We start from the raw sequence: 24,891 nt of genomic DNA on the forward strand, positions 1-24,891 counted from the left end.
GCCGCCGCTATCAGCGCAACAATCAGGGTGCACAAGCTGGATAAACTTCGCTATGAAGGTGTCCAACAGCGCCGCTCCAAGAGGAATCCCATGCAGACCAGCTTGCCGCACCTCATCCGCCTGACGGTCGTTTTCGCCGTCATCGGCCTTGCCGTTGCCGGATGCGGTCGCAAAGGCGATCTCGATCCGCCGAGCGCGATGGCAACGAAGGGTGGCGATTCCTCCAAGCCGACGAAACAGCCGGGTGTCGCAGACAAGCCTTTCCTTCTCGATCCCCTGCTCTGATAGGCTAAAGCCGTGAACCATTTCGAGTACCGCGACGGCATCCTCTACGCCGAGAACGTTCCCGTTCCCGACATCGCCAAGGCCGTTGGCACACCCTTCTACTGCTACTCCACCGCGACGCTGGAGCGCCACTACCGCGTCTTCGCCGAAGCCTTCAACGACGTCGACTCCATGGTCTGCTACGCCATGAAGGCGAACTCGAACCAGGCGGTGCTGAAGACCCTGGGCAAGCTCGGCGCCGGTATCGACGTCGTTTCCGAAGGCGAGCTGCGCCGCGCGCTGGCCGCCGGCATTCCGGCAAGCCGCATCATGTTCTCCGGCGTCGGCAAGACGCCGCACGAGATGGATTTCGCGCTCGAAGCCGGCATCTACTGCTTCAACGTCGAGTCCGAGCCGGAGCTCGAGATCCTCAACCAGCGCGCCGTCAAGGCAGGCAAGAAGGCTCCCGTTTCCTTCCGCATCAATCCTGATGTCGATGCCAAGACGCATTCGAAGATCTCGACCGGCAAGAAGGAAAACAAGTTCGGCATTTCATGGGAACGCGCCCGCGCCGTCTATGCGCGCGCCGCCACCCTGCCGGGCATCGAGGTTACCGGCATCGATATGCATATCGGCAGCCAGATCACCGAGCTGCAGCCCTTCGACGACGCCTTCAAGCTGTTGCGCGATCTCGTCGATACGCTGCGCGGCGATGGCCACGACATCCATCACGTCGATATCGGCGGTGGCCTAGGCATCCCCTACAAGGACGACGACAACCCGCCGCCGCTTCCCGATGCCTACGCGGCGATCGTCAAGAACCAGCTGCGCAGCCTCAACTGCAAGATCGTCACCGAGCCCGGCCGCCTCATCGTCGGCAATGCCGGTATCCTGGTGACCGAAGTCCTCTATGTGAAGGACGGCGGCGAGAAGACCTTCGTCATCGTCGATGGCGCGATGAACGACCTGATCCGCCCGACGCTTTACGAAGCCTATCACGAGATCAAGTCGGTGGTGATTTCGGCTGCCAACGCGCCGCGCATCAAAGCCGATATCGTCGGCCCGGTCTGCGAGACCGGCGACTACCTGGCGCTCGACCGCGAAATGGCGATGCCGAAGCCCGGCGACCTCTTCGCCGTGATGTCCGGCGGCGCCTATGGCGCGGTCCAGGCCGGCACGTATAACAGCCGCCTGCTGGTGCCCGAAGTCCTCGTCAAGGGCTCCGAGTTCCATGTCATCCGGCCGCGCCGGACCTACGAGGAGCTGATCGGCCTCGATTCCGTCCCGGCCTGGCTCGACTGACGGAAGCATCACTTTTTGGCGACTGGGCGTGAAAAACCGGCATTAGCAGCCGGTCGCCCTCGCCTTCGCCACAAAGAGTGTTATCCTTTCAGCATGCGAGCGAATTGCTGAGCAATCGCCGGAAGCGCCCACTGTTACTCTAACACGCCATGGCGGAGACCGGATTGAAGAAGAGCCCAGGCAGGCAGGGACATGGTGCATTTGCCATCAGGCCATCTCTTGCGAGGCTGGTTGCGGTAAAGCGGCTCTTCGCGCGTGTCGTCCTCCTTTCCGAGCAAATCTTGCCGCCGCTGGTGCCGGTTCTTTCGGTCATCGCGCTTTATCTGGCTGCCTCCTGGTTCGGCCTTTTCCGCAGCGTCCCCGATATCCCGCGCATTCTGCTGCTGATCGCCTTCGCCGGAGCGCTGATTGCTGCGCTGATTCCGTTCCACCGCCTGCGCTGGCCGGGTACGGCGGAAGCCGACCGCCTTCTCGAAGAGCGCAACGGCCTGCCGCACCAGCCGGTCACCGTGCAGGAAGACGAACCCGCCTTCGACACGCCCTTCGCCCGTGCCCTCTGGCGCGAACACCAGACGCGCATGGCCGAGAAAATCGCCGCACTCGATGCCGGCTTCCCGCGCCCTGATATCGCCAAACACGACCGGTTCGCCCTTCGCGCCATTCCGGCGCTACTCGTCGTGATGGGCTTCGGCTATTCGCTGTCGACCAATGGCGGCTTGATCGCCGACGCCTTCCAGCCGCCGGTCGCGCAGGGTGAAAGCAATCCGGCGGTGCGCATCGACGCCTGGGTTACCCCGCCCTCCTATACGGGCCGAGCGCCTGTCTACCTGACGGCAACGGGCACCGAACAGGCGCCCATCAACGTCCCGCAATTCTCCAACCTGACGGTGCGCGTCAGCGGCGGCCAAGCCGACGAGAAAGTCGTCTTCAAGAAGGAGAACGGCGAGGCGAAAGAGATTGCCGCTGAAAAGCAGGCAAGCCAGCAGCCGCTTGGCGCGCCGCAACAACCTCAACAACCGCAGCCACAACAGGCGGCAGCCGGCGAAACACCCGTTCCCGCAGCCCAGACGCACCTGATGAAGCTCGAGGAAAACGGCGCGCTGCAGGTGAATGGCCGAAGCTGGACCTTCAACGTCATCCCCGACAAGGCACCCGAAATCGCCTTCGACGGCATCCCGAAGGCAACCGTCAACGGCGCGCTGGAGATCAAGTTCACCGCTAAGGACGATTACGGCATCCAGGAAGCCCATGCCGAAATCCTGCCGGTCGAGACCGATCCGTCAGCCAAGCCGCTCTACCCGCTTCCCGATTTCCGCCTTGAGATTCCGCGCCGCAACGCGCGCGATGCCAAGGGTGTCAGCAGCAAGAACCTGACCGAGCACCCGCTCGCCGGCAAGCGCGTCCGCGTCACGCTCGTCGCCAAGGATGGCGCCGGCCAGATCGGCCGCAGCCCGCCGCACGAGATGACGCTGCCTGCTCGTCCGTTCAACGAGCCGCTGGCCGCAGCCGTTGCCGAGGAACGCCAGGTCTTCGCGCTCGATACCCGCAAGATGCCCGAGGCGATCGCGCTGAACGAGGCGCTGACGATCCGCCCCGAAGAGACGATCCCGAAGCTCACCAATTACCTGCTGATCGAATCCGCATTGGCGCGCATGAAACTCGCCAGGACCGACGAACAGCTGAAGGACACCGCCGACTATCTCTGGGACATCGCTCTCGGCATCGAGGATGGCGACCTTTCGCAGGCGGAGCGTAACCTGCGCAACGCCCAGCAGAACCTCGCCGACGCCTTGCAGCGCAATGCGCCCGACGCCGAGATCAAGAAGCTGATGGACGAGCTTCGCAAGGCGATGAACGACTACATGAAGGAGCTCGCTCAGCGCATGCAGAATGCGCCGATGACGCAGCCCAACCAGAATGCGCAGATGCTGCGGCAGCAGGATCTGGAGCGCATGATGGACCAGATCGAAAACCTTGCCCGCTCCGGCAACCGCGATGCGGCCCAGCAGATGCTGTCCGAACTGCAGCGGATGATGAATAACCTGCAGGCAGGCAGGCCGCAGCAGGGCCAGCAGCAGCAGGGCGACAACAGCCAGATGCGCCAGCAGATGGACAAGCTCGGCAAGATCCTGCGCGATCAGCAGCAGCTGATGGAACAGACCTTCAAGCTCGATCAGCAGCTGCGCGACCGCATGCAGCGCGGCGACCCAGACATGGGCATGAACGATCCGCTGCTGGACAACATGATGCCCGGCCAGGACGGCGAGCAGCAGGATCAGGGCCAGCAGCAACAGCAGGGCCAGAACGGTCAGCAGGGCGACCAGCAGTCGAATGAGATGACCGAGCAGCAGCTGCGTGACGCGCTGAAAAAGCTGCGCGAGCAGCAGGACGCACTCGGCAAGCAGCTCGGCGAGCTGCAGAAGGGTCTCGGCGACATGGGCATGAAGCCCGGCCCGGGCTTCGGCCAGGCGCAGCGCGAGATGGAAGGCGCCGGACGCGAACTCGGCCAGGGCCGCGGCGATACCGCCGTCCAGGGCCAGGGCCGCGCGCTGGAAGCGCTGCGCCAGGGCGCCCGCGACATGATGAGCCAGATGATGCAGGCGCAACAGGGCCAGCAGGGTCAACAGGGACCGAACGGCCAGGTTGGCCAGGGTGACCAGAACGGCCGCGATCCGCTCGGTCGTCCGCGCCGAGCCGACGGCCCCGATTTCGGCGACACCGTCAAGGTACCCGACGAGATCGACGTCCAGCGCGCCCGCGAGATTCTCGATGCCATCCGCGAGAAGCTCGGCAACAACCCGCCGCAGGAAATGGAGCGGCGTTATCTGGAGCGGCTGCTCGATATTCAGTGATCGGGCGGCTGAAGGGCTCGCGTTTTTCGGTCAGCTTCGTAATGTCAATCTTGACGATTGACGAACGACAGCGATTCGATGGCAATTCTCTTCAAGACCGCAATCAGCGAAAACTCGGCATTCGAGATGATCGAACGGGCACTGTCCGGCGCCCACCAATATGACGGTTATCTCAACGTCGTCAGCGATGCCGGCGAGACGGCCTTGTCCTGGGGCCCGGCAATGCATGCCGAAGAGTTCAAGGCCGAAGTCAGCGAGATCCTCAGGAAGACCTGGGATGCGGCCCGCTTCTGGATCATCTACGAGCGCCGCGAAGACAGGCGGGATCCGGAAGCGACCGATATCCGCAACGCCGCCTTCCGCATCACCCGCGGCTACAGCGGCGTCATCGTCATCACGCTAAGCCTGCTCGGAAAGCGGGACAGCGACAATGACATCGAACTGGTGTTCGTCTGCTTCGAGCAGGATTTTCACAGGCGGAATTTTCGGGTGCGCTACGAAGGCAAGTTCGTCCCGGACGATAACTGAGGCTGCCCGAAATCAGGCAGCCAGAGCGCGGGCAACCGCCTTGCGGATATCGGGAAGCGCAAATGGCTTCGAGACCACATCGACGATCTTTTCAGCGAGATCGTCAGCGCGTTCGCGCTGTTCGGCATAGCCGGTCATCAGCAGGATCTTCAGCGCCGGAAAGGCCGACTTTGCCTGGTGTGCCAATTCGATGCCGTCCATGACGGGCATGCGAATATCGGAGAGCAACAGGTCGTAGACGCCGTCCTTCAGCTTCTCCAGTCCCTCGGCACCATCAGCCGCTTCTTCGGTCTCGTGACCGTCGAGCCGCAGTGCCCGGGCGACGAAAGAACGGAGGGAATCTTCGTCTTCCGTGATCAGAATTTTTGCCATGATGTGCATCGCTCCGTCTTCATGCCCCAAGACGGAGATCGCACGCCGCTCCTTTGCGATCGGTAAACGGCGGCGGGCGATGGACGGGATGGTTAACAACCCGTCTGCATCCAGGACAGCTCAGGCGTCGCCGGTGACGACGCCGACGAAGGGCAGTTCACGGAAGGCATAGGCGACGTCCATGCCGTAGCCGACGACGAAATAGTCGGGGCATTCGAAGCCAACATAATCAGCTTCGAGCTTTTCCTTGCGCTTGACGCTCTTGTCGAGCAGCACGGCGATCGTCACGTTGCGGGCGCCGCGTTCGAACAGCAGTTCCTTGGCAAACAGCAGCGTGCGGCCGGATTCGAGGATGTCGTCGATCAGGAGGACGTCGCGGTCCTTCACGTCGCTGTCGATATCCTTGACGATGCGAACGCCCTGCGAAACCGTGCCCGTGCCATAGCTCGACAGCGTGATGAACTCGACCTCGGGGGCGAGACCGTTGTTGTGCAGCGCCCGGATAAGGTCGGCGGCAAAAATGAACGACCCCTTCAGAACGGCAATGACCAGAAGGTCCTTTGTGGGGCCTTCGGCGATCTGCTTTGCCATCGCATCATTGCGCTCGGCAATCTGCTCGGCAGTGAAAAGAGGCTCGATATTTTTTCCGCGCACGACAGGCATACGGCTTGCTCCGTGAAAATGAAGGGTAAGCCGTTAGCACATTAGACGCGGAGAAACACCCTTAGGGCATGAATGACAGCCGGACTTCCGGCATTTTTCCACCAGAGTGCTGGACGCGCGCAGAGAATCCGCGACTCTCGCCGCCATAGATGACGTCAGCGGGCGGGTTGATGACGATGCTTGCGGTCAGCCTGCCGTCGCTGACGAGATCAGCGCGGATTGGCCGCACGGTCTGGGTCGTGCCGCTCTCGTTTTCGAGAATGCCGTTGATCATCAGGATGCGCATGCCGTTGGCATCACGCGGCGTCATCGTCACATGGGTGAAATGCAGCGGCGATCCCGCGGCCGACTGATCCTCTGCCTGCAGCCCCGAGAAGCCGCCGGAGAGGCCGAAGACCAGCAGGAACAGCAGGAAGACCAGCGCCGTGAAGCTCTTGAACGACGCCTGCTGCAGATGCTCCTCGACACCGCGGGCAATGCGCGCCGCAGCCGAAAACGCCCTGGTAGGCTCCGGCTTCTTGACGGCTGCGGCCTGCTGCTTGCGATTGTCGTTGAAGCTTTTGACGTTGAACGCCTGCGACTGCCGGCCGCCGATGACGACGAATTCGGCATCCGAGATATCGGCAGGGCGAGCGCTCGCCCGCGGCTGGCGCGCCGCCCGGTCTGGCGGCAGGAAATCATAGGCATGGCCGGGCGAACGGCGGCTGAACGAAGATGCTTCCATGATGACGGCCTTTCAGCTCTTCACATGGTTTCAGTGCATGGACGATCCCAGGCATTGAAACGAATCCCGCCCAGTCGTAAATTTTAATGGTTAATGCTTCGCTAAATCTGGCATCGGCCGGGCATCTTTCCGCCGAAATTTACCGGTTGTTAATCGAGTTGGTTAACAAGTCGATGGTGTGAAACCACGAACAATCTGAGTTGCCCGTTGATCCACTTCGAGAATGTCGGTTTGCGCTATGGTATGGGACCGGAGATCCTCCGGGACCTGACCTTTGACATTCCGAAAAAGTCCTTCCAGTTTCTGACGGGTCCCTCCGGCGCCGGCAAGACCACGCTGCTGCGCCTTCTGTTCATGTCGCTGCAGCCGACCCGCGGTCTGATCCGCATGTTCGGCCGCGATATCTCCGATATTCCGCGGCCAGAGCTGCCGCTGCTGCGCCGCCGTGTCGGCATCGTCTTCCAGGACTTCCGCCTTCTCGATCATCTGACAACCTATGAAAACGTCGCGCTTCCGCTGCGCGTGCGCGGCAAGGACGAGAGCACCTACAAGACCGATGTGCTGGAACTCCTGAAATGGGTCGGCCTCGGCGAGCGCATCAACGTGCTGCCGCCGGTGCTTTCGGGCGGCGAGAAACAGCGCGCCGCGATTGCCCGCGCGCTGATCGATCGCCCCGAAATCCTGCTGGCCGACGAGCCGACCGGCAACGTCGACCCGCCGATGGCGCGCCGCCTGCTCAATCTCTTCCTCGAGCTCAACCGGCTCGGCACCGCCGTCGTCATCGCCACCCACGATCTGGCCCTGATGGACCAGGTCGAGGCGCGCCGCATGATTCTTTCCGGGGGGCATCTCGACGTCTATGACTGAGCGATCCTCCAAGAAACCGGCGGCCGAACCCGCAGCGCAGCAGAAGCGCCCGGAAATGCGCGTGCGCCCGACGGCCCCGATCCTGCCGCCCTCGAATATCCAGGGCAACGCGCTGATGGTGGTGATCGCCATCATGGCTTTCCTCGCCTGCCTGACGCTCGGCGGCGTCAGCATGGTGCGGTCGACTGCCGCCAGCTGGGAAAGTCAGATCTCCCGCGAGATCACCATTCAGATCAAGCCGGACGACGGCCTCGACATGGAAAAGGCGCTGAACCAGGCCCGTGATATCGCCATGACCTTCGTCGGCACCAAGAGCGGCCAGATCGTCGACGAGGCAGCCACGGCGCGCCTGCTCGAGCCCTGGCTCGGCAGCGGTCTCGATCTCAAGGAACTCCCAGTTCCCAGGCTCGTTATCGTCACGATCGATGAAAACAATCCGCCGGATTTCGAGGCAATGCGCTCGCTGCTCAAGGACAGTATCCCGCAGGCGACGCTGGACGACCACAGAACCTGGGTCGACCGGCTGGTCTCGATGGCGCATACGACCGTGATGATCGGCACCGGCATCCTGCTCCTGGTCTTCACCGCCATGGTGCTGACCGTCGTCTTCGCGACACGCGGCGCCCTGTCCGGCAACCGCCATATCGTCGAGGTGCTGCATTTCGTCGGCGCCGAAAGCTCCTTCGTCGCCACCGAATTCCAGAAGCACTTCCTGAAGATCAGCCTCAAGGGCTCGGCGATCGGTAGCGCGCTTGCCGCCCTCTTCTTCGCCAGCGCCGGCTTCCTGCAGAGCAAGACCATAGCCACACCGCAGACCGATCAGGCAACCGCGCTGTTCGGCACCTTCTCCGTCGGCGCGCTCGGCTATGCCGGCATCTTCGCGACGATGATCATCATCGCCCTGCTGACGACCCTGACGGCGCGCGTTACGGTCGTCCGCACGATATACGAGATCGATACACTTCGCTCCGATCCGACACGAACAGACGGGATAGCGAGCTGATGACAGCGATCACATTTACCGCCGCCTTTGCCTGTTCCCCGCCGCAATCTCGATATATGCACGACTCATGACCATGGGCTATACGCGACGCAATCCGATTCGGCCCGATCCGGCACTTGCAAGCTACCGGGTCGAGACGCCGCGCCGCGGCCCGCTGCGCCGGATGCTGCGCTGGAGCGGATTTGCCTGCATTCTCGCCATTGCCCTGATCTTCGGCGGCTTCCTGCGTTTTGCCGATTCGATCACCACGATGAAGCCGCCGGCAGACCCGAAGGCCGACGCGATCGTCGTCCTGACGGGCGGCTACCAGCGTATCGACCAGGCCGTCGAGCTTCTGCAGAAGGGTGCCGGCAAGCGCCTGCTGATCTCCGGCGTCCATCCCTCTACGACACCCGCACAGATCCGCAAGACGACGACGGGTTCCGCCGATCTCTTCGATTGCTGCGTCGATATCGGTTATGACGCGATCGACACGATCGGCAATGCCGAGGAAGCCTCGAACTGGATCCACGCGAAGGGCTATAAAAGCGTTCTCGTGGTCACCAACAATTACCACATGCCGCGGAGCCTCGCCGAACTTGCCTATGTCGATAGCGACACGCAGTTCATTCCCTACCCGGTCGTCAATTCCGACCTGAAGACCCGCGCCTGGTTCATGGATCCGAATGCGCTGCGCGTCATGCTGGCGGAATATGGCAAGGTACTGCTCGCCGGCGCCCGCAATATCACCGGCTTCGGCCGCCATCCGGGCCTGCGCTCGGCGGAGATGGGCGGCGAAGGCTGAGCCAAACCGTCTTTTTATGGAAGCGATAATCGTGTAGGCAGATCGCAACCGCGCTGCCCGCGGATATAGGCTTTTCGGGAATCCTTATGCTCGCCCTGCGTTCCGTTCTCTTCAACACGATCTTCTACGCTAACCTGATCATCCGGATGATCGTGCTCTCGCCCTATTACTTCATCGTGTCGCGCGAGGCCGCCTACCGCATCCCGAAGAACTGGGCGCTTTCCAATCACTGGCTGATGGAAAAGATCGTCGGCACCACCTTCGAGATCGAAGGCCTGGAGAACCTGCCCGATGGCAGCTACATCCTGGCGCCCAAGCATCAGTCCTTCTGGGACACCTACGCAATCCTGCCCTGGCTGAAGGATCCGGTCTATATTCTAAAGCGCGAACTGATGTGGATCCCGCTCTTCGGCTGGTACGCCAAGAAGCAGCGGATGATCCCGGTCGATCGCGGCGCACGCGGCAAGGTCATGGTCGAGGTGCTGAAGCGCACCAAGGAAGAGCTTTCGACCGGCCGCCAGCTGATCATCTATCCCGAGGGTACGCGCCGTCCGCCGGGCGCCGAGCCGGTCTACAAATATGGCATCGCCCGCATGTACCGCGACCTCAACATCCCCGTCGTTCCCATCGCCATGCATCCCGGCCTGTTCTGGCCGCGCCGTAGCACCATGCGCTATCCTGGCCATTTCAAGGTCCGCATCCTCGCCCCGATCCAGCCGGGCATGGATCCCGACGCCTTCTTTGCGCATCTGATCGACGTGACGGAAAAGGCGAGCGACGAGCTGCTGCTCGATACCGTTGCCCGCAACCCGGACCTCCCCCTGCCGCAGACGGCGATCGATCGTCTGGCGGTCCTGCGCCAGACAGAGGCCGCGTCAGCATAATCTAGGCCCGCAACCGCTCGACTTCACCGACCACCTGTTCCAGCCAATGATCGCGAATGCCCATCTCCTTCAGATGGGCAAGCGTATTGAAGACGTAAGCGTCGTTCGGTCCCGACTGGCCCTCTGCCTGATCGACGACGCGCGCCGCCTCAAGCGCATCGAGCGCGCCGGCATACTGCCTGTGTGCGCGATCGACGACATAGGTCACCGCCTTCACGGCGCGTCCATCAGCCAGGAGAAGCGGCACCTTCCGCTCCAGATAGACATTGGTGACGAGCTCGCGCGCGCGGAGATACTCGATCACCTCTTCCCAATTCTCAGGCGCTACCGAAAACGCCATGCCGCGGCATGAACCGCCGCGATCGAGCCCGAGCACGAGCCCCGGATTTTGCTCGGTACCGCGATGAACCCAGGAGCGGACGCAGAGCGAACGCCTGTAGCCATAAATCAGAGCCTGCGACCGTTCGGCAAACTCAAAGCCTGGATTCCACATCAGGGATCCGTAGCCAAACACCCAAAATTCGTCCATATCGCAAGCCAGACCGAGATTCCCATTCGCGATTCACCATTGGAGAACATCATGGCAGCGTCAAGCCAATCCGGTAGCAGCAGAAAATTCTGGTGGCTTGGATTGGGCATCGTTCTGGTTATCGCGATCTATACCGGCGGCTGGTTCTATGCCGCCTCGCAGCTCAAGGACACGGTGCTGAAGGCGATCGCGCCGCGCAATACCGCTGGCGTCAGCGGCGAGTGCACGGATATCGATTTCCGCGGCTATCCCTTCCGCATCGGGCTTTATTGCTCGAAAGTGGATGTCGACGACAACAAGAACGGCGTATCCGCGAGCTTCGGCGCCCTGCGCTCCGCCGCACAGGTCTATGCGCCCGGCCATATCGTCTGGGAACTGGATTCTCCAGCCGAAATCCGCACGGCCAACGGCCTGACGATCAACGCCCAGTGGGCGAACCTGCAATCGAGCCTGATCACCAAGCTGCGCGGCATCGACCGCACCTCGACCGTCATCGAGGGCCTGAAAGCAACCGCGATTTCCTCCTATGACGGGCAGACGATCAATGTCGATGCCGGCCGCACGGAAATCCATCTGCGTCAGAACGAGGGCGATCTCGACGGCGCGATTTCGCTGCAGGACGCCAATACCGTCATCAAGGATTGGCCGCAGGTCTTCCCCAAATTCTCAGCCAGCGCCGACATCACGCTCGCAGGCAAGGCCGGCATGATCGACGGTAGCGACAGGCAGGGGCTTTACGGTGCGAGCGGCGAGCTGCGCAAGGTCGTGGTCGACATTGGTGACGGCAAGGTGATGACGTTGACCGGCCCCTTCTCCTTCGACGAGCAGGGCTTCCTCTCAGGCAAGTTCAAGCTGGAGATCGAGCAGCTCGGCCCCTGGCGCGACAGCATCAAGCAGGCTTTCCCGCAGATCGCCAAGACGGTCGATACCGCCGCCAAGCTCCTGAAGGCGCTGGCCGGCGGCAAAGATCGTGTCCCGGTGGATCTGGTGGTCAATCGCGGCGAGGCGACCGTCAGCGGCTTCATTCCGCTGGGGTCCATCCCTCCGATCTAAGGCGTTTCTCGAGAAACGCCTCCAGATCAGCTCTTCTTCTGGTCCTGCCCATGCGGGCGGCCGAAATCCGGCGCATCGACATCCTGGCCGGCCTGGATGATCGAGCGGCGGATGGTGCGGGTGCGGGTGAAGAGCTCGAACAGCTTGTCGCCCTCGCCCCAGCGGATCGCGCGCTGCAGATAGGCGAGATCTTCCGAGAAGCGCGCCAGCATCTCAAGGATCGCATCCTTGTTGTGCAGGCAGACGTCGCGCCACATCGTCGGGTCGGATGCCGCCAGACGCGTAAAGTCGCGGAAGCCGGATGCCGAATACTTGATGACTTCCGATTCCGTCACCGTCTCCAGATCATCGGCGGTGCCGACGATGTTGTAGGCGATGATGTGCGGCAGATGCGAGACGATCGCCAGCACCTTGTCGTGATGTTCCGGATCCATCTCGTCGACGCGGGCGCCGAGCGCTTCCCAGAATGCCCTGAGCTTGGCAATCGCAGCCGGGTCCGTGTCGGGAACCGGCGTGAAGATGCACCAGCGCTGCTCGAAGAGCCCCGGAAAACCGGCATCCGGACCGGACTTTTCGGTACCGGCGAGCGGATGGCCCGGGATGAAATGGACGTTCTCCGGCATATGCGGCTGCATCTGCGCGATAACCGACGCCTTGGTGGAGCCGACATCGGTGACGATCGCGCCCGGCATCAGCGTGCCGGCAATTTCCTTCGCGACGCTTCCCGAGGCACCAACCGGTACCGACACAATCACCAGATCCGCACCCTTCACGGCTTCCGCCGCCGACGGCACGTAGCGATCGCCGAGCCCGAGCTCTTCCGCCCGCTTCAGCGTTTCGGCACTGCGGGTCGAGACCACCACTTCCTTGGCAATCCCGAGCCGCTTGACGTCATAGGCGATCGAAGAGCCGATGAGGCCGATACCGATAAGCGCGATGCGGTCGAACTGGATCGTCATACCTTACGCCCCATAAACTCACCGAGCGACTCTATTACGCCGCGGTTTGCTTCTTCCGGACCGACGCTCATGCGCAGCGAGTTCGGGAAGCCGTAGCCCTTGACCGCACGCAGCACGTAGCCACGGCTGGTCAGGAACTCGTCGGCGTCGGCAGCGCGCTTGCCCTCGATATCGGGGAAATGAATCAGGATGAAATTGGTCACCGACGGCGTAACCGTCAGGCCAATGGCCTCGAAGGCACCCTTGAGCTTCTCGATCCACATCAGGTTGAAGGCGACGGCGTCCTGAACATGCGCCTGGTCGCGAACAGCGGCAGCACCTGCGGAGATTGCAGGCGCATTCATGTTGAACGGGCCGCGGATGCGGTTGACGGCATCGATGATCTCGGCCGGCGCATACATCCATCCGACGCGGAGCGCTGCCAGACCATAGACCTTCGAGAAGGTGCGGGTCATGACGACGTTTGCGTTGGACGAGACGATCTCGATACCGGATTCGTAATCGTTGCGGCGGACATATTCGGCATAGGCCGCATCGAGCACCAGCACGACATCCTTCGGCAGCGCTGCCTGCAGGCGACGGATTTCGCTGACCGGCACATAGGTTCCGGTCGGATTGCCCGGGTTGGCGATGAACACCATTTTGGTCTTCGGCGTCACGGCGGCGAGGATCGCGTCGACATCGACCGCGTGATCCTTTTCCTTGACGGTGACGGGCGTCGCACCCGCGCCCATGATCTGGATCTTGTAGACCAGGAAGCCGTGCTCGGTGATGATCGCCTCATCGCCGGCGCCGAGATAGACGTGGCAAAGCAGGCCGAGCAGTTCGTCGGAGCCATTGCCGCACATGATGTTAGCCGGATTCAGACCATGAACCGCTGCGATCGCTTCGCGCAGCTCATGAGCCTGGCCGTCGGGATAGCGCTCGAGATTGCCGGCAGCGCTCTTGAATGCCTCGATTGCCTTCGGGCTGGCGCCGAGCGGCGTCTCGTTGGAGGAGAGCTTGTAGACGCGGGCAACGCCCGGCGCATGTTCCTTGCCCGGCACATAGGCTGCGATATCCAGGATACCGGGACGCGGAACGGGCTTGCTCTTCTCAACGCTCATAGCTTCGACCTTGGAAAAATGCCGGGAAATCCAGCTCAAAATTGCCATGTGGCAATAAAGGGGAAAGCGGCTTTTGTCGAGCAGGACTTAGCGGTTGCGGGTCGTCGGAACGCCGTGCGGCGCCAGAACCGGCACAAAAACGCGCCGCGAGGCGCGGGCGGCCACCGGCAGGCCCTGATAGAGACGCTTCTGCGCCTCGACGATGATGACGCCGGAAAAGGCCGGCCAGAGCGTGCGCCCGATCCGCTCGAAGCCGCGCCGCAGGCTGAGCACCGTGCGCAGCTTGGACGGCGGGAAGAACAGCGCCTCGGCCGTGGCACCCGGCGTAAAATTGGTCTCGCGCAGCAGATGCGTCAGCTGGCCACGCGAATAGGGCCGGCCCGAACCGAAGGGCGTGTGCTCCATGCGCGCCCAGACGCCGCGGCGGTTCGGCACGACGATGACGAGCCGCCCGCCCGGCGCCAGCACGCGCCAGAGCTCCTTCAGCGTCTCCCGCGGACTTTCGGCAAATTCCAGCGAATGCACCATAAGCACCCGATCGATGGACGAGTCCGGCAGCGGCAATTCTTCGTCAAAGATCAGGGCAGTCGACGACAGCGAGCCCATCGGCCAGTTCACCGCGCCCTGCCCTGCCGGCATGAAAGCGAAGGTGCGCTCGGTATCGGCACTGAAACGGTCGAGGAAAGGCACGGCATAGCCGAGACCGATCAATCGCTCCTGCGGCAACCGGACCCAGAGCGACGACAGCGCCATGGCAATCGACTGCTCCGCCAGACGGCCAAGCTCGGAATGATAAAACTGGCGTAGATCGACAATATCCGCGTGCATTGCACTAAATGTTATCAGTGGGCGGTTGGACTTCAAGGCCGGAGCCTCTACATTCCGGACATGTCCGTGGGAAAGAGGCCGCTTAGACTATGAAACCTTTGGAATTAGAAGTTTTTCTCTGCCGATCCGATAATTTTGGCGTTCTCGTGCATGATCCGGAAACCGGCCTGACGGCAACGATCGACGCGCCGGATGCGGCTGCCGTCGAGGCGGCTGCCACGCGCCGCGGCTGGCGCATCTCGCATATCTTCACCACCCATCACCATACCGACCATGTCGAAGGCAATCTGGCGCTGAAGGAACAGTTCGGCTGCGAGATCATCGGCCCGGTCAACGAAGCCGTTGCCATTCCCGGCCTCGACAAGACGATGGCCGATGGCGACAGCTTCACCTTTGGCGACCATAATGTGAACGTGATCGAGACGCCCGGCCACACCGCCGGCCACATCTGCTACCACTTCGTGGACGACAAGCTGCTCTTTGCTGCCGATACGCTCTTCGCGCTCGGCTGCGGTCGCCTATTCGAGCGGCCTGCTGCCGACATGTGGCATTCGCTGCAGAAGCTTGCGGTGCTGCCGGATGAGACCGCCGTCTATTTCGGCCACGAATACACGCTGTCGAACGCCCGCTTCGCCCTGACGATCGACCCCGATAACGAGCGGCTGAAGGCCCGCGCGGCCGAGATCGAGGCGCTGCGCGCCGAGGGACGCTTCACCATCCCGACGACGCTGGCGCTTGAGAAGGAAACCAACCCCTTCCTGCGCGCCGCCGATCCGGCCATCCGCCGCAACCTGCTGATGGAAACCAAGACGAACGAAGAGGTCTTTGCGGAAATCCGCAAGCGCAAGGACAATTTCTGATGTCTCCAGACGAGATCATCGAGACGCTTTCGATGCAGCCGCACCCGGAAGGCGGCTGGTACGTCCAGACCTTCCGCGACACCAATGGCGGCGAGCGAGGCCATTCGACGGCGATCTACTATCTCCTGAAAGCCGGGCAGCGGTCGCATTGGCACCGCGTCCACGACGCTGCCGAGGTCTGGCACTACTATGCCGGAGCGCCGCTCGCCCTGCACCGCTCGGAAGACGGCAGCAGCAGCGAGACGCTGAAGCTCGGCACCGACTTCGCCAAGGGAGAACGCCCGCAGGCGATCATCCCGGCGAACTGGTGGCAATCAGCCGAAACGCTCGGCGAATTCACGCTGGTCGGATGCACCGTGGCGCCCGGATTCGAATTCTCGAAATTCGAGATGGCGCCGCCGGACTGGAAGCCGAAAGCCTGACTAATCGGCCGCGGCAGCTGCTGCTGCGGCCGATTTCCGCCTGAACATCTCCTGCGCCGCCAGCACCGCGCCACCCGTCACCAGCAGGCAGGCGAAGGCAATCCGCAGGCTCGGTTCGGCAAAGCCGAACAGCGTCAGTATCAGCGTCGAAAGCAGCGGCGCCGCATAGCTGGCGGCACCGAGGATCTGGATGTCACCGTTCTTGACGCCGTGATCCCAGGCATAGAAGGCTGCTCCGACCGGGAAGAGCCCAAGGCCGACCACAGCCAGCCATTCGAAGGACGTTTCCGGCCAGACCGTCGTCTCCAGGCCGATATGGCAGATCAGCGAGAGCACGGAGGTCGCAAGGCAGAAGCCGGTCACCACATCCGTCGATACAGCATCGAAACGGCGCGTCAGCAGCGAATAGCCGGACCAGGTGAAAGCGCAGAGGAAAGCCGCACCATAGCCGACGGCATAGGCGCCATCGAAATTGATGCCGTTGCGGCCAACGATCAGGAAGGTGCCGCAGAGACCGGCAAGCGCGCCGGCAACGTGATACCAGCGTAATCTCTCGCCCGGCAGCAGCGCCGAGCCGACGACGATCAGCAGCGGCCAGAGATAGGCGATCAGCCCGGCCTCGACAGCCGGCGCATTCCTGAGCGCCGTGAAATAGAGAAAGTGGTAGCCGAAAAGACCGGCGATGCCGATGATCCACACCTTCGCCGGCTGCTTCAGCAATGCGAGCCGCGAGGGATTGAGAACGAGCACGGTAATTCCAGGAATACTGCCGATCGCAAAGCAGATCGCCGAAAGCTGAAACGGCGGCATCTTGCCGGAGGCGGCAGTAAAGAGCGCCAGAAACGACCACATCAGAATGGCCGTGAACCCGATCAAAGTTGCCCGAAGCTTCATCATGTCCCCCGAAACCGGAGACAGGCTCCGTCAGCTTGCGCTGTATTTCACCGCCTTGATCGTCACTGTTCCATACTGCGTCGGAATACTGACGTAGACAGGAGCATATACATTCGCGGCGTCGGCCTTGGCAAACCAGATTTCCATCTGGCCGCTCTTGCTCAGGTAATCGATATCCTTGCGGCCCTTCTTGTATCCAGCCTTCGGCACGAAGCGCACGCTGCAGACCGTTGCCTGGCCGGCAAAGCCATCCGTTTCGAAATCTTTCGATCCCTTCGGCGACAGCACCAGATCCATGCGCATCTCGCCGTCATAGATCGGCAGCCGCTGCGAGCAGAGCTTTGTATCGCCGGGGAAGATCAGCCCGGAGATCGGGTCGAGCACGGCGCGCATGTCGCCCGGCTTGAGATTGACCCAATTATTCGGCAGCTTCCGCTCCGGCTTCACCGTCGTCGAGACGATATTGCCGTTAGCATAGCGAACCTCATAGGTGCGCGCCCGGTTGCCGCTCTTGTAATAGAGATAATAGCGCTGCGCCTGCAGCCGGTCGTCGCGGATGACGCCGTCAACACTGGTCTTGGCCGAGATCGTCGTCACCAGATCGGCAAGGCCCGCCGAACTGATATCGCCGGAAACCTTGTAGCTCTTGTCATCCTCGATCTTGGTGACGAAGGCCGCACGCGCGATCGGCAGGATGCCGAGGGCGACGCGATATTCCGTGCGATGGCGGATTTCTTCCGCACCCGCCGGAACGGCCATCAGCGCCGCGGTTGCCGCGATCAAAATTCGTCTGCCCGAAAGAGCCATGAAGCAAGCCTTGTTTGACGGGCGAAATCCACCCTGTTAAGCGGTCTATACTCTGCCCGCCCCGCGAAGCAAACACGAGCTTTTTGACAGAATTGCGGGAAAGGCCAAGGTTTGGCTTGACGCGGGCGGCCGCTCTGACTATAGAACCGCAACTTTCCAATCATGGCCTTGGATTGCAAGCCCGGTTTTGCCGTGCGTCGCAATTTGATGGCTGAGAAAAACAAGAATAGGTGTCAAATGTCTCGCGTGTGCGAATTGACCGGCAAGGCCGTCCTCGTTGGCAACAATGTCAGCCATGCCAACAACAAGACCAAGCGTCGTTTCCTGCCGAACCTGTGCCAGGTTACGCTGATCTCCGACGCTCTCGGCCAGCGTTACCGTCTCCGTGTTTCGGCCCACGCTCTGCGTTCGGTTGAACACCGCGGTGGTCTCGATGCGTTCCTGATCAAGGCAAGCGAAAACGAACTGTCGATGCGCGCTCGTCTGCTGCGCCGCCAGATCGTCAAGAAGACTGCAGAAGCCGCTGCTGCTGCTTAAGCATCGGCCAGCTTTCTTCTCGAAAGTTTCAAAAGGCTTGCACGGTTGATACCGGACAAGCCTTTTGCTTTGCCGGCATGGTGCCGGCCAAAATTTGTTCACTCCAACTGGTGGCATCACCCAGGATAAAAAAATGCTGAAGACACGCTATCTGCTTATTTATGTGGCCCTGATGACGCTCGTCGTCGTCGCCTCCAACTTCCTCGTCCAGTTTCCGCTGAACGCCACGGTTGCCGGTATCAATCTTGCCGACATCCTGACCTGGGGCGCCTTCACCTATCCGATCGCCTTCCTGATCACCGACCTGACGAACCGCCAGTTCGGCCCGCAGACCGCCCGCAAGGTCGTTTTCGCAGGCTTCGTCGTCGGCGTCGGCCTGTCCTTTTATACGGCCGTCCCGCGCATCGCGATCGCTTCCGGTTCCGCCTATCTCGCAGGCCAGCTGCTCGACATCTCGGTCTTCAACCGCCTTCGCCGCCAGGCCTGGTGGCGCGCGCCGCTGGTCGGTTCGCTGATCGGCTCGGCGCTCGATACGATCATCTTCTTCTCGTTCGCCTTCGCAGCCTTCTTTGTCTTCTTCGGCCCGAACGAACCCTTCGCGCTCGAAACGGCACCGATCCTCGGCGTGCTCTCGATCGAGGCCCCGCGCTGGATTTCCTGGGCGCTCGGCGACTTCACGGTGAAGATGCTGGTCGGCCTCATCATGCTGCTGCCCTATGGCGCGCTGATGAACACCCTGCGCCCGATGCAGGCAACGCCTGCCCGCTGATTGCAGCAAAGGCCGCCGGCGCTAAGCTTGCGGCCTTTTCGCCATGACGGCTGCATGGCCCAGAACCTGCGCAACGAGATCGCCGACCGGCTGTGACGAGTCGAGCCTCAGCAACGGCGTGGCCCTCTCCTTCAGCCATTCCTCATGCGAGGCAGCGCTCCGCCGCTCCGGCTCCGCCGTATCATAGCTCTCGGCCCATTCCAGAAACTCCCGGCTCTTCTCCGCCATATCGCCGCCCGGCTTGATCCGGTCGCCGTAGCGCGTCTCCTCACGCCGCCGGATGCGCGCCATGCGCATTGCAGGATCGATCTTGAGAAACACGATAAGATCGTAGAGCGGCTCGAACTCGGCCGCCCATTTCAGCGCCGAGCCCGAGAGCACCCAGCCATCGGCGGCCCCGATCGCCTCGCGCAGCATTTCTACGCGTGCCTCGACCGGCCGCTGCGTCGTGAAGGGCGGATCGGTCGGCATCCAGAAGAAGTGATCGGTATCGAGATGACGGATCCCGAGCTTTTCGGCGAGCGCCTGACCGAGCGTGGTGGTGCCGGAGCCTGAGGCTCCCATGACATGGATGTTCAGCATGGCTCTCTCGAAATGGGTGAAGGGAGGGAGCAGATAGCGGAGAGTTGTGACAGTTGTTCGGCGGCGCGCTCAGTCGAGGAGCCGGAATTCCAGCATCATGTTGCGCTGCAGGATCGAATGGTTGTCATCAGACACGAGGATGATATGGGTCGAGCCATCCTCGGCCTGGAAGGCATCGAGCCCTTCCATATTGTCGATCTGATAGCCGAAATCGGCCGTCATCAGTACCTTGCCCTTTGCAACCGCACCGGGCCGGATTTCGGCAGCAGCGATCCGCCGGATGCGCATGCCGATACCGTTTGCCATGTTGAAGCGCCGCTCCAGAAGCAGCAAGTCGCCATCCGGCAGGAACGCCCCGTCGGTCGGGTCGAAATCATCTGTGCGGCTGACTGTAAACCGGCCCTTCAGCGGCCCCTCCAGGATCGCCGCATAGACGTTTCCGTCATCATCAAGGCTCTCTTCCGAAACGATGACTGCAGCGCCCTTCAGGGCGCTTTCTACGGGCGCGATTGCCACCGTCTCGAGGCTGCGGTTGCCCCTGAGCTCGTCGCGCGGAATGAGGATCGGCAGCGTGCCAACGGCAGCTGATGTCGCGAAGCCTTGGCGCGGATAGATATCGACGCGGTGATTGCCCTCGAAGGAGACCAGCGCCCGGTCCCTGTCGAGCGCCAGCCCCTCGGCATCCATACGGCCCTTGCCTTCGAAACTGCGGCCCGTGCGATCCCGCATCGGCGTGATATCGACATCGGCAAGACCAGAGAGGCGGCCATGCGCATCGCGCACCAGCGAACCCGTCAGCCAGTGGCCGGTGTCGAGAACGCCCGCCACATGCTTGCGGTCCGGATTGACCTTGATCGACGACCACGAGCCGAAGATCCGGTTGCTCGAAACCATCTCCAGCCCGCCGATAAATTCCAGCGGGCCGAACCTGGTCTCGTCAGAACCGATCTTGAAGGTGGTGATGACGCGGCTCTCGATCGGAGCGCTTTCTGCGAAGACCGCAGACGGCAATCCCGCGAGGCAGGCGGCAAGCATGGCCACGCGGGAAAGAGCGATCATATGAGTCAGCTGGCGCGGCGGAGGCGCCCGCCCCGCGGGGCGGCGGCGTGATCCTCGAAGAGCGAAGCCAGCTGCTCGGTCATCGCGCCTGCAAGCTCGTCCGCATCGACGATGGTGACGGCACGGCGATAATAGCGCGTCACGTCATGGCCGATACCGATGGCCAGCAGCTCGACCGGCGAGCGCGTCTCGATCTGCTCGATGACGGCGCGCAGGTGCCGCTCCAGGTAGTTGCCCGGATTGACCGAAAGCGTCGAGTCATCGACCGGCGCACCATCCGAAATCATCATCAGGATGCGGCGCTGTTCGCGGCGGGCGAGAAGTCGGTTATGCGCCCAGATCAGCGCCTCGCCGTCGATGTTTTCCTTCAGCAGACCTTCGCGCATCATCAGGCCGAGATTGCTGCGGGCGCGGCGCCACGGAGCATCGGCGGACTTGTAGATGATATGGCGCAGGTCGTTGAGGCGACCCGGCGTCTGCGGCTTGCCGCCGGCAAGCCAGCTCTCGCGCGCCTGCCCGCCTTTCCAGGCCTTGGTGGTGAAACCGAGGATCTCGACCTTGACGCCGCAACGCTCCAGCGTGCGGGCCAGAATATCGGCGCAGGTCGCGGCAACCGTGATCGGACGTCCGCGCATCGAGCCGGAATTGTCGATCAGCAGCGTCACGACGGTATCGCGGAACTGCGTATCGCGCTCCATCTTGAAGGAGAGAGCCTGCATCGGGTCGATGATCATACGCGTCAGGCGCGCCGGATCGAGGTAACCCTCTTCGAGGTCGAAATCCCAGGAGCGGTTCTGCTGCGCCATCAGGCGGCGCTGCAGGCGGTTCGCGAGACGCCCGACGGCACCCTGCAGATGCGCCAGCTGCTTGTCGAGGAAGGCGCGCAGGCGCTCCAGCTCGGCAGCGTCGCACAGCTCTTCGGCCGTGATGATCTCGTCGAATTCCTCGGTGAAGACGTGATAGTCGACCTTCTCGTTGAAATCGGCAAAAGGCGTGTTCGGACGGCGGGTTTCTCCCGGCGTTTCGGAATCGTCCTCACCCTCTTCCATCATGTCGTCGTCGGAGATCTCGGCGCCTTCGGTCTCGCCGTCCTCCATCTGCTCGTCGGCAACTTCGCTGTCTTCGACAGGCGCTGCATCCGAGCCGGCATCTTCGTCGACTTCGTCCTGATCCTGCTCGTCGCCGCTCGGCTGATCGTCCTGATCCGAATCTTCGTCGGTCTCCGGCTCGCTGTCGTCGTCGCCATACTCCTCGGCCATTTCCATGGCCGACAGCATGTTGCGGATCACCTTCGAAAAGGCCTGCTGGTCGTTGATGACGTTCGAGAGGTTATCGAGCTCGGCACCGGCCTTGTCTTCGATGAAGGGCCGCCAGAGATCGAGCACCTTGCCTGCGGACGCTGGCGGCTTCTGACCGGTCAGCTTCTCGCGGACCATCATGGCGACGGCTTCGCCGATCGGCGCATCTTCCTGGCGTTCGATGCCGGAGAAATTGGCCTTGGCGTATTTTTCCTCGGTCATGGAGCGCAGGTTTGCAGCCATGCCCTCCATGCGCAGCGCACCGATCGACTCGACACGCGCCTGCTCGACGGCATCGAAGACCGCGCGGGCATCCGAGCCCTGCGGCGCCATCGTCGTGTGAACCTTCTCGTCGTGGCAGGCAAGCCGGAGCGCCATGGAATCGCCGAGACCGCGGGTCACCGCCAGCTCATGCGCCGTCGGGCGCTTCGAAAGTTCGGGCAGCCGGATACGCTCGGCCGTCATTCCCGGACGTTCGTTGGCGAAGGTCACTTCGACTTCGTCGTCACCGGCGATTGCGCGAACGCAGCCGGTTATCGCACGCCGCAACGGCTCCACATCGACGGGGCCGTTGGGCTTTGCTTTCGAATTGTCACCACGAGATGCCATGATCGACCGGCCTTAGGCCTCCAGCACGATATTGGCAGCGCTTTCCTTCAGCTCGACGCCAAAGGCACGCTGATAATGCTCGGCCACGAGCGCACGCTCGAGCTCATCGCACTTGTTGAGGAAGGTGACGCGGAACGCGAAGGCGAGATCGCCGAAGATCTCCGCATTCTCGGCCCAGGTGATGACGGTACGCGGGCTCATGACGGTCGACAGGTCGCCGTTCATGAAGGAAGCGCGCGTCAGGTCGGCAACGCGCACCATCTTCGAAACGGTGTCGCGGCCTTCCTTGCCCTTGCCGAAGGTCTTCACCTTGGCAGCGATGATGTTCACTTCGTGGTCGTGCGGCAGATAGTTCAGCGTCGTCACGATCGACCAGCGGTCCATCTGCGCCTGGTTGATCTGCTGCGTGCCGTGATAGAGGCCGGTCGTATCGCCGAGACCAACGGTGTTGGCGGTCGCGAACAGACGGAAAGCCGGGTGCGGACGGATAACGCGGCTCTGGTCGAGCAGCGTCAGGCGGCCGGCGGATTCCAGAACGCGCTGGATAACGAACATGACATCAGGGCGGCCGGCGTCGTATTCGTCGAAGACCAGCGCAACATTGTGCTGGTAGGCCCAGGGCAGGATGCCGTCCTTGAATTCGGTGACCTGCAGGCCGTCCTTGACGACGATCGCGTCCTTGCCGATGAGATCGATACGGCTGACATGGCTGTCGAGGTTGATACGCACGCACGGCCAGTTGAGGCGCGCAGCGACCTGCTCGATATGCGAGGACTTACCCGTGCCGTGATAGCCGGAGATCATGACGCGGCGGTTATGCGCAAAGCCTGCAAGAATGGCGAGCGTCGTCTCGCGATCGAAGAGATAGTCGGGATCGAGATCCGGAACATAGGCGTCGCCCTTGCTGTAGGCGGGAACGCGAATATCGGAATCGATGCCGAAAACCTCCCGGACCGAAACGGTGGTATCCGGCAGAGCGGGAATATCTAAGTCAATCTTGCTCATCACGTCTCCAAGGCGGGCAAAACACCCGGCCATATCTCTCAGGCCATTTCGCGACCACGACGCCGCAGTTCTATTCCGCGCCGTCCGTGGTGAGAACGTCGGCGATGCTTCTCCGGGACTGAAATGAAACCTCGGCGGGATGATGACGCCCGAGCATTTTAGAACAAAGTCCCGGACAAGAAACGCCGCGTCCGGAAGGAAGGCAAAGGCGCCAGAAGCAAAACGCAATAATGCATGCCGCGTTGGCCTGCGGCCCTAGCCGATTTGGACCATACCCGATTGAAGGCGGAGAGCAAGGACGGGAATTAACAAAAACCGTTCTGCTTCAACAATTGATAGGCCTGGATGACGGCACGGAAACGCTCTTCGGAGCCACGGTCGCCGCCATTGGCATCCGGGTGATGCTTCTTGACGAGTTCCTTGTAGCGCGTCTTGATCTCGGCCGATGTCGCATTCGCCTCCAGCCCCATCGTGTCGAAAGCCTTCGCTTCCAGGCTCTTCAGCTTGCGCTGCTGCTCGGGAAAACGCGGACCGGCACCCTTGGTGCCGCTGACGAAGCCGAACGGGTCGCGGACGCGATTGTAGGAGCCGGAACGGACGTCCGAATGCAGCGGACTGTTCTTAGCGTCCTTGTTGACACCGACAGTCCAGGTCGGCCGATGGCCGGTGATCGCCTCTTTCTGATAGCGCGCGATCTCGCCGTCCGAGAGGCCGGAGAAATAATTGTAGCCCTTGTTGTATTCCTTGACGTGCTCGAAGCAGAACAGAAAGAACTGCCCCTCGGCATTGCGCCCGACGGGAGCGCGATGCACGCCTTTTTGATCGCAGCCATCCCACTGACAGACCGGAGGAGCCTTTTCGGGCTCCTGCTCGCGTTTGCGGCGGGTCCGGATGCGATCGAAATATTTGGAATCAAGTCTCATGACGGCGCTAATTATGGGGCTGCCGCGAAGCGACAACAAGAATTGACAAACGGGAATGTTGCTGGCTTCTTGGGAACCCTTTTTTTCACAAGCAACGAGACGAAAACGTGACCCTGCAGGCCCGCATTGAAGAAAAACTCACCGAGGCTTTCGCGCCCGAACGTTTGAGCGTCATCAACGAAAGCCATCTCCACGCCGGGCACCAGCCTGACATAACAGGAACAGGCGAAACGCATATGCGCGTTCGCATCGTCTCTGAAAAATTTTCAGGAATGACGAGGCTCGCCCGCCACCGTGCCATCACCGAGCTGTTGAAGCCGGAACTCGACGCCGGACTGCACGCCCTTGCCGTCGAACCGGCAGCACCCGGTGAAGCCACCCGCTGGTAGCGGAGACAGCCTCCATATA

At 62.0% G+C, this 24,891-nt stretch carries 28 protein-coding genes; 14 read left to right on the forward strand and 14 right to left on the reverse strand.

Features of this window, described 5'->3' with window-relative positions; genetic code table 11:
* Positions 1 to 90: 90 nt before the first annotated feature.
* From lptM to ACODR6_RS08790, 4 genes are all read left to right on the forward strand, one after another.
* Entirely contained in the window at positions 91 to 285 is a 195-nt protein-coding gene (gene lptM / locus ACODR6_RS08775) for an LPS translocon maturation chaperone LptM (RefSeq protein WP_130284234.1), read from the forward strand.
* Between the two features lie 12 nt (positions 286 to 297).
* Positions 298 to 1,566 (forward strand): diaminopimelate decarboxylase, encoded by a 1,269-nt coding sequence (lysA, locus tag ACODR6_RS08780; protein WP_489022315.1) that lies wholly within the window; start codon positions 298 to 300, stop codon positions 1,564 to 1,566.
* Positions 1,567 to 1,730: 164 nt separating this feature from the next.
* Positions 1,731 to 4,418: a TIGR02302 family protein gene (locus ACODR6_RS08785; RefSeq protein WP_489022316.1), complete on the forward strand. Its 2,688-nt coding sequence runs from the start codon at positions 1,731 to 1,733 to the stop codon at positions 4,416 to 4,418.
* Positions 4,419 to 4,496: 78 nt separating this feature from the next.
* Positions 4,497 to 4,946: a hypothetical protein gene (locus tag ACODR6_RS08790; protein WP_130284238.1), complete on the forward strand. Its 450-nt coding sequence runs from the start codon at positions 4,497 to 4,499 to the stop codon at positions 4,944 to 4,946.
* 12 nt (positions 4,947 to 4,958) lie between these two features.
* Here ACODR6_RS08790 and ACODR6_RS08795 read toward each other — a convergent pair whose 3' ends face one another.
* From ACODR6_RS08795 to ACODR6_RS08805, 3 genes are all read right to left on the reverse strand, one after another.
* The gene (locus tag ACODR6_RS08795; RefSeq protein ID WP_130284240.1) at positions 4,959 to 5,318 is read right to left on the reverse strand and encodes a response regulator; all 360 of its coding nucleotides are present in this window, start codon (positions 5,316 to 5,318) and stop codon (positions 4,959 to 4,961) included.
* Positions 5,319 to 5,438: 120 nt separating this feature from the next.
* Positions 5,439 to 5,981, reverse strand: coding sequence for a hypoxanthine phosphoribosyltransferase (gene hpt, locus ACODR6_RS08800; protein ID WP_112720206.1), 543 nt, complete (start codon positions 5,979 to 5,981; stop codon positions 5,439 to 5,441).
* A 61-nt stretch (positions 5,982 to 6,042) separates the two neighbouring features.
* A complete protein-coding gene (locus tag ACODR6_RS08805) occupies positions 6,043 to 6,705 on the reverse strand; it encodes a hypothetical protein (protein WP_489022317.1) in 663 nt (220 codons plus the stop codon).
* A gap of 207 nt (positions 6,706 to 6,912) precedes the next feature.
* On the opposite strand from ACODR6_RS08805, the gene ftsE reads away from it, so the two are divergent.
* The 4 genes from ftsE (at position 6,913) to ACODR6_RS08825 (ending at position 10,243) form a co-directional block, all read left to right on the forward strand.
* Positions 6,913 to 7,572: a cell division ATP-binding protein FtsE gene (gene ftsE, locus ACODR6_RS08810; protein ID WP_112720204.1), complete on the forward strand. Its 660-nt coding sequence runs from the start codon at positions 6,913 to 6,915 to the stop codon at positions 7,570 to 7,572.
* Positions 7,573 to 7,627: 55 nt separating this feature from the next.
* Positions 7,628 to 8,575, forward strand: a complete 948-nt coding sequence (locus ACODR6_RS08815; RefSeq protein ID WP_246777552.1) for a cell division protein FtsX — start codon at positions 7,628 to 7,630, stop codon at positions 8,573 to 8,575.
* Between the two features lie 67 nt (positions 8,576 to 8,642).
* Positions 8,643 to 9,359, forward strand: a complete 717-nt coding sequence (locus ACODR6_RS08820) for a YdcF family protein (RefSeq protein WP_112720202.1) — start codon at positions 8,643 to 8,645, stop codon at positions 9,357 to 9,359.
* An 86-nt stretch (positions 9,360 to 9,445) separates the two neighbouring features.
* The gene (locus tag ACODR6_RS08825; protein ID WP_489022318.1) at positions 9,446 to 10,243 is read left to right on the forward strand and encodes a lysophospholipid acyltransferase family protein; all 798 of its coding nucleotides are present in this window, start codon (positions 9,446 to 9,448) and stop codon (positions 10,241 to 10,243) included.
* Position 10,244: 1 nt separating this feature from the next.
* On the opposite strand, the gene ACODR6_RS08830 is transcribed toward ACODR6_RS08825, so the two are convergent.
* A complete protein-coding gene (locus ACODR6_RS08830) occupies positions 10,245 to 10,736 on the reverse strand; it encodes a gamma-glutamylcyclotransferase (protein ID WP_489022319.1) in 492 nt (163 codons plus the stop codon).
* 87 nt (positions 10,737 to 10,823) lie between these two features.
* Here ACODR6_RS08830 and ACODR6_RS08835 point away from each other — a divergent pair, with 87 nt between their 5' ends.
* The gene (locus tag ACODR6_RS08835) at positions 10,824 to 11,825 is read left to right on the forward strand and encodes a DUF2125 domain-containing protein (protein WP_130284250.1); all 1,002 of its coding nucleotides are present in this window, start codon (positions 10,824 to 10,826) and stop codon (positions 11,823 to 11,825) included.
* Positions 11,826 to 11,851: 26 nt separating this feature from the next.
* Here ACODR6_RS08835 and ACODR6_RS08840 read toward each other — a convergent pair whose 3' ends face one another.
* The 3 genes from ACODR6_RS08840 to ACODR6_RS08850 all read right to left on the reverse strand — a co-directional run bounded on the left by ACODR6_RS08840 (position 11,852) and on the right by ACODR6_RS08850 (position 14,754).
* Positions 11,852 to 12,784 (reverse strand): prephenate/arogenate dehydrogenase family protein, encoded by a 933-nt coding sequence (locus tag ACODR6_RS08840; RefSeq protein WP_489022320.1) that lies wholly within the window; start codon positions 12,782 to 12,784, stop codon positions 11,852 to 11,854.
* On the reverse strand, positions 12,781 to 13,890 hold the full coding sequence (gene hisC, locus ACODR6_RS08845) for a histidinol-phosphate transaminase (protein WP_203427832.1): 1,110 nt from the start codon (positions 13,888 to 13,890) through the stop codon (positions 12,781 to 12,783). The genes ACODR6_RS08840 and hisC overlap by 4 nt, the downstream gene beginning before the upstream one ends.
* A gap of 87 nt (positions 13,891 to 13,977) precedes the next feature.
* A complete protein-coding gene (locus ACODR6_RS08850) occupies positions 13,978 to 14,754 on the reverse strand; it encodes a class I SAM-dependent methyltransferase (protein ID WP_112720196.1) in 777 nt (258 codons plus the stop codon).
* 53 nt (positions 14,755 to 14,807) lie between these two features.
* On the opposite strand from ACODR6_RS08850, the gene gloB reads away from it, so the two are divergent.
* The gene (gloB, locus tag ACODR6_RS08855) at positions 14,808 to 15,578 is read left to right on the forward strand and encodes a hydroxyacylglutathione hydrolase (protein ID WP_199627826.1); all 771 of its coding nucleotides are present in this window, start codon (positions 14,808 to 14,810) and stop codon (positions 15,576 to 15,578) included.
* Positions 15,578 to 16,000 carry a cupin domain-containing protein gene (locus ACODR6_RS08860; protein WP_489022321.1) on the forward strand — a complete coding sequence of 141 codons (423 nt, stop codon included), beginning with the start codon at positions 15,578 to 15,580 and terminating at the stop codon, positions 15,998 to 16,000. The genes gloB and ACODR6_RS08860 overlap by 1 nt, the downstream gene beginning before the upstream one ends.
* Here ACODR6_RS08860 and yddG read toward each other — a convergent pair whose 3' ends face one another.
* Positions 16,001 to 16,894 (reverse strand): aromatic amino acid exporter YddG, encoded by an 894-nt coding sequence (gene yddG / locus ACODR6_RS08865; protein ID WP_489022322.1) that lies wholly within the window; start codon positions 16,892 to 16,894, stop codon positions 16,001 to 16,003.
* Between the two features lie 30 nt (positions 16,895 to 16,924).
* Positions 16,925 to 17,701: a DUF3108 domain-containing protein gene (locus ACODR6_RS08870; protein ID WP_489022323.1), complete on the reverse strand. Its 777-nt coding sequence runs from the start codon at positions 17,699 to 17,701 to the stop codon at positions 16,925 to 16,927.
* Between the two features lie 237 nt (positions 17,702 to 17,938).
* Here ACODR6_RS08870 and rpmB point away from each other — a divergent pair, with 237 nt between their 5' ends.
* Both rpmB and ACODR6_RS08880 read left to right on the forward strand, forming a co-directional pair.
* Positions 17,939 to 18,238, forward strand: coding sequence for a 50S ribosomal protein L28 (gene rpmB, locus ACODR6_RS08875; protein ID WP_112386143.1), 300 nt, complete (start codon positions 17,939 to 17,941; stop codon positions 18,236 to 18,238).
* A 133-nt stretch (positions 18,239 to 18,371) separates the two neighbouring features.
* Positions 18,372 to 19,007, forward strand: a complete 636-nt coding sequence (locus ACODR6_RS08880) for a VUT family protein (protein ID WP_199627828.1) — start codon at positions 18,372 to 18,374, stop codon at positions 19,005 to 19,007.
* Positions 19,008 to 19,028: 21 nt separating this feature from the next.
* Here ACODR6_RS08880 and ACODR6_RS08885 read toward each other — a convergent pair whose 3' ends face one another.
* The 5 genes from ACODR6_RS08885 to ACODR6_RS08905 all read right to left on the reverse strand — a co-directional run bounded on the left by ACODR6_RS08885 (position 19,029) and on the right by ACODR6_RS08905 (position 24,483).
* Complete coding sequence (locus ACODR6_RS08885) at positions 19,029 to 19,589, reverse strand: AAA family ATPase (RefSeq protein WP_203427831.1); 561 nt, start codon at positions 19,587 to 19,589, stop codon at positions 19,029 to 19,031.
* Between the two features lie 69 nt (positions 19,590 to 19,658).
* Positions 19,659 to 20,648, reverse strand: coding sequence for an esterase-like activity of phytase family protein (locus tag ACODR6_RS08890; protein WP_489022324.1), 990 nt, complete (start codon positions 20,646 to 20,648; stop codon positions 19,659 to 19,661).
* Positions 20,649 to 20,653: 5 nt separating this feature from the next.
* Positions 20,654 to 22,555, reverse strand: coding sequence for a cobaltochelatase subunit CobT (gene cobT / locus ACODR6_RS08895; protein WP_112720188.1), 1,902 nt, complete (start codon positions 22,553 to 22,555; stop codon positions 20,654 to 20,656).
* Positions 22,556 to 22,567: 12 nt separating this feature from the next.
* Complete coding sequence (cobS, locus tag ACODR6_RS08900; protein WP_489022325.1) at positions 22,568 to 23,560, reverse strand: cobaltochelatase subunit CobS; 993 nt, start codon at positions 23,558 to 23,560, stop codon at positions 22,568 to 22,570.
* A gap of 305 nt (positions 23,561 to 23,865) precedes the next feature.
* A complete protein-coding gene (locus ACODR6_RS08905; RefSeq protein ID WP_112720186.1) occupies positions 23,866 to 24,483 on the reverse strand; it encodes a J domain-containing protein in 618 nt (205 codons plus the stop codon).
* Between the two features lie 107 nt (positions 24,484 to 24,590).
* Here ACODR6_RS08905 and ACODR6_RS08910 point away from each other — a divergent pair, with 107 nt between their 5' ends.
* On the forward strand, positions 24,591 to 24,872 hold the full coding sequence (locus ACODR6_RS08910; protein ID WP_130284274.1) for a BolA family protein: 282 nt from the start codon (positions 24,591 to 24,593) through the stop codon (positions 24,870 to 24,872).
* Positions 24,873 to 24,891: the final 19 nt, after the last annotated feature.

It is taken from the genome of Rhizobium sp. FG96, from assembly GCF_057808655.1.

What these genes read in the sequence shown, in the direction of transcription:
- lptM (WP_130284234.1), top strand. Translation starts at nt 91, where the DNA reads ATGCAGACCAGCTTGCCGCACCTCATCCGCCTGACGGTCGTTTTCGCC.
- ACODR6_RS08790 (WP_130284238.1), top strand. Translation starts at nt 4,497, where the DNA reads ATGGCAATTCTCTTCAAGACCGCAATCAGCGAAAACTCGGCATTCGAG.
- ACODR6_RS08795 (WP_130284240.1), bottom strand. Translation starts at nt 5,318, where the DNA reads ATGGCAAAAATTCTGATCACGGAAGACGAAGATTCCCTCCGTTCTTTC.
- hpt (WP_112720206.1), bottom strand. Translation starts at nt 5,981, where the DNA reads ATGCCTGTCGTGCGCGGAAAAAATATCGAGCCTCTTTTCACTGCCGAG.
- ACODR6_RS08805 (WP_489022317.1), bottom strand. Translation starts at nt 6,705, where the DNA reads ATGGAAGCATCTTCGTTCAGCCGCCGTTCGCCCGGCCATGCCTATGAT.
- ACODR6_RS08815 (WP_246777552.1), top strand. Translation starts at nt 7,628, where the DNA reads ATGCGCGTGCGCCCGACGGCCCCGATCCTGCCGCCCTCGAATATCCAG.
- ACODR6_RS08820 (WP_112720202.1), top strand. Translation starts at nt 8,643, where the DNA reads ATGACCATGGGCTATACGCGACGCAATCCGATTCGGCCCGATCCGGCA.
- ACODR6_RS08825 (WP_489022318.1), top strand. Translation starts at nt 9,446, where the DNA reads ATGCTCGCCCTGCGTTCCGTTCTCTTCAACACGATCTTCTACGCTAAC.
- ACODR6_RS08830 (WP_489022319.1), bottom strand. Translation starts at nt 10,736, where the DNA reads ATGTGGAATCCAGGCTTTGAGTTTGCCGAACGGTCGCAGGCTCTGATT.
- ACODR6_RS08835 (WP_130284250.1), top strand. Translation starts at nt 10,824, where the DNA reads ATGGCAGCGTCAAGCCAATCCGGTAGCAGCAGAAAATTCTGGTGGCTT.
- ACODR6_RS08840 (WP_489022320.1), bottom strand. Translation starts at nt 12,784, where the DNA reads ATGACGATCCAGTTCGACCGCATCGCGCTTATCGGTATCGGCCTCATC.
- hisC (WP_203427832.1), bottom strand. Translation starts at nt 13,890, where the DNA reads ATGAGCGTTGAGAAGAGCAAGCCCGTTCCGCGTCCCGGTATCCTGGAT.
- gloB (WP_199627826.1), top strand. Translation starts at nt 14,808, where the DNA reads ATGAAACCTTTGGAATTAGAAGTTTTTCTCTGCCGATCCGATAATTTT.
- ACODR6_RS08860 (WP_489022321.1), top strand. Translation starts at nt 15,578, where the DNA reads ATGTCTCCAGACGAGATCATCGAGACGCTTTCGATGCAGCCGCACCCG.
- yddG (WP_489022322.1), bottom strand. Translation starts at nt 16,894, where the DNA reads ATGAAGCTTCGGGCAACTTTGATCGGGTTCACGGCCATTCTGATGTGG.
- ACODR6_RS08870 (WP_489022323.1), bottom strand. Translation starts at nt 17,701, where the DNA reads ATGGCTCTTTCGGGCAGACGAATTTTGATCGCGGCAACCGCGGCGCTG.
- rpmB (WP_112386143.1), top strand. Translation starts at nt 17,939, where the DNA reads ATGTCTCGCGTGTGCGAATTGACCGGCAAGGCCGTCCTCGTTGGCAAC.
- ACODR6_RS08880 (WP_199627828.1), top strand. Translation starts at nt 18,372, where the DNA reads ATGCTGAAGACACGCTATCTGCTTATTTATGTGGCCCTGATGACGCTC.
- ACODR6_RS08885 (WP_203427831.1), bottom strand. Translation starts at nt 19,589, where the DNA reads ATGCTGAACATCCATGTCATGGGAGCCTCAGGCTCCGGCACCACCACG.
- ACODR6_RS08890 (WP_489022324.1), bottom strand. Translation starts at nt 20,648, where the DNA reads ATGATCGCTCTTTCCCGCGTGGCCATGCTTGCCGCCTGCCTCGCGGGA.
- cobT (WP_112720188.1), bottom strand. Translation starts at nt 22,555, where the DNA reads ATGGCATCTCGTGGTGACAATTCGAAAGCAAAGCCCAACGGCCCCGTC.
- cobS (WP_489022325.1), bottom strand. Translation starts at nt 23,560, where the DNA reads ATGAGCAAGATTGACTTAGATATTCCCGCTCTGCCGGATACCACCGTT.
- ACODR6_RS08905 (WP_112720186.1), bottom strand. Translation starts at nt 24,483, where the DNA reads ATGAGACTTGATTCCAAATATTTCGATCGCATCCGGACCCGCCGCAAA.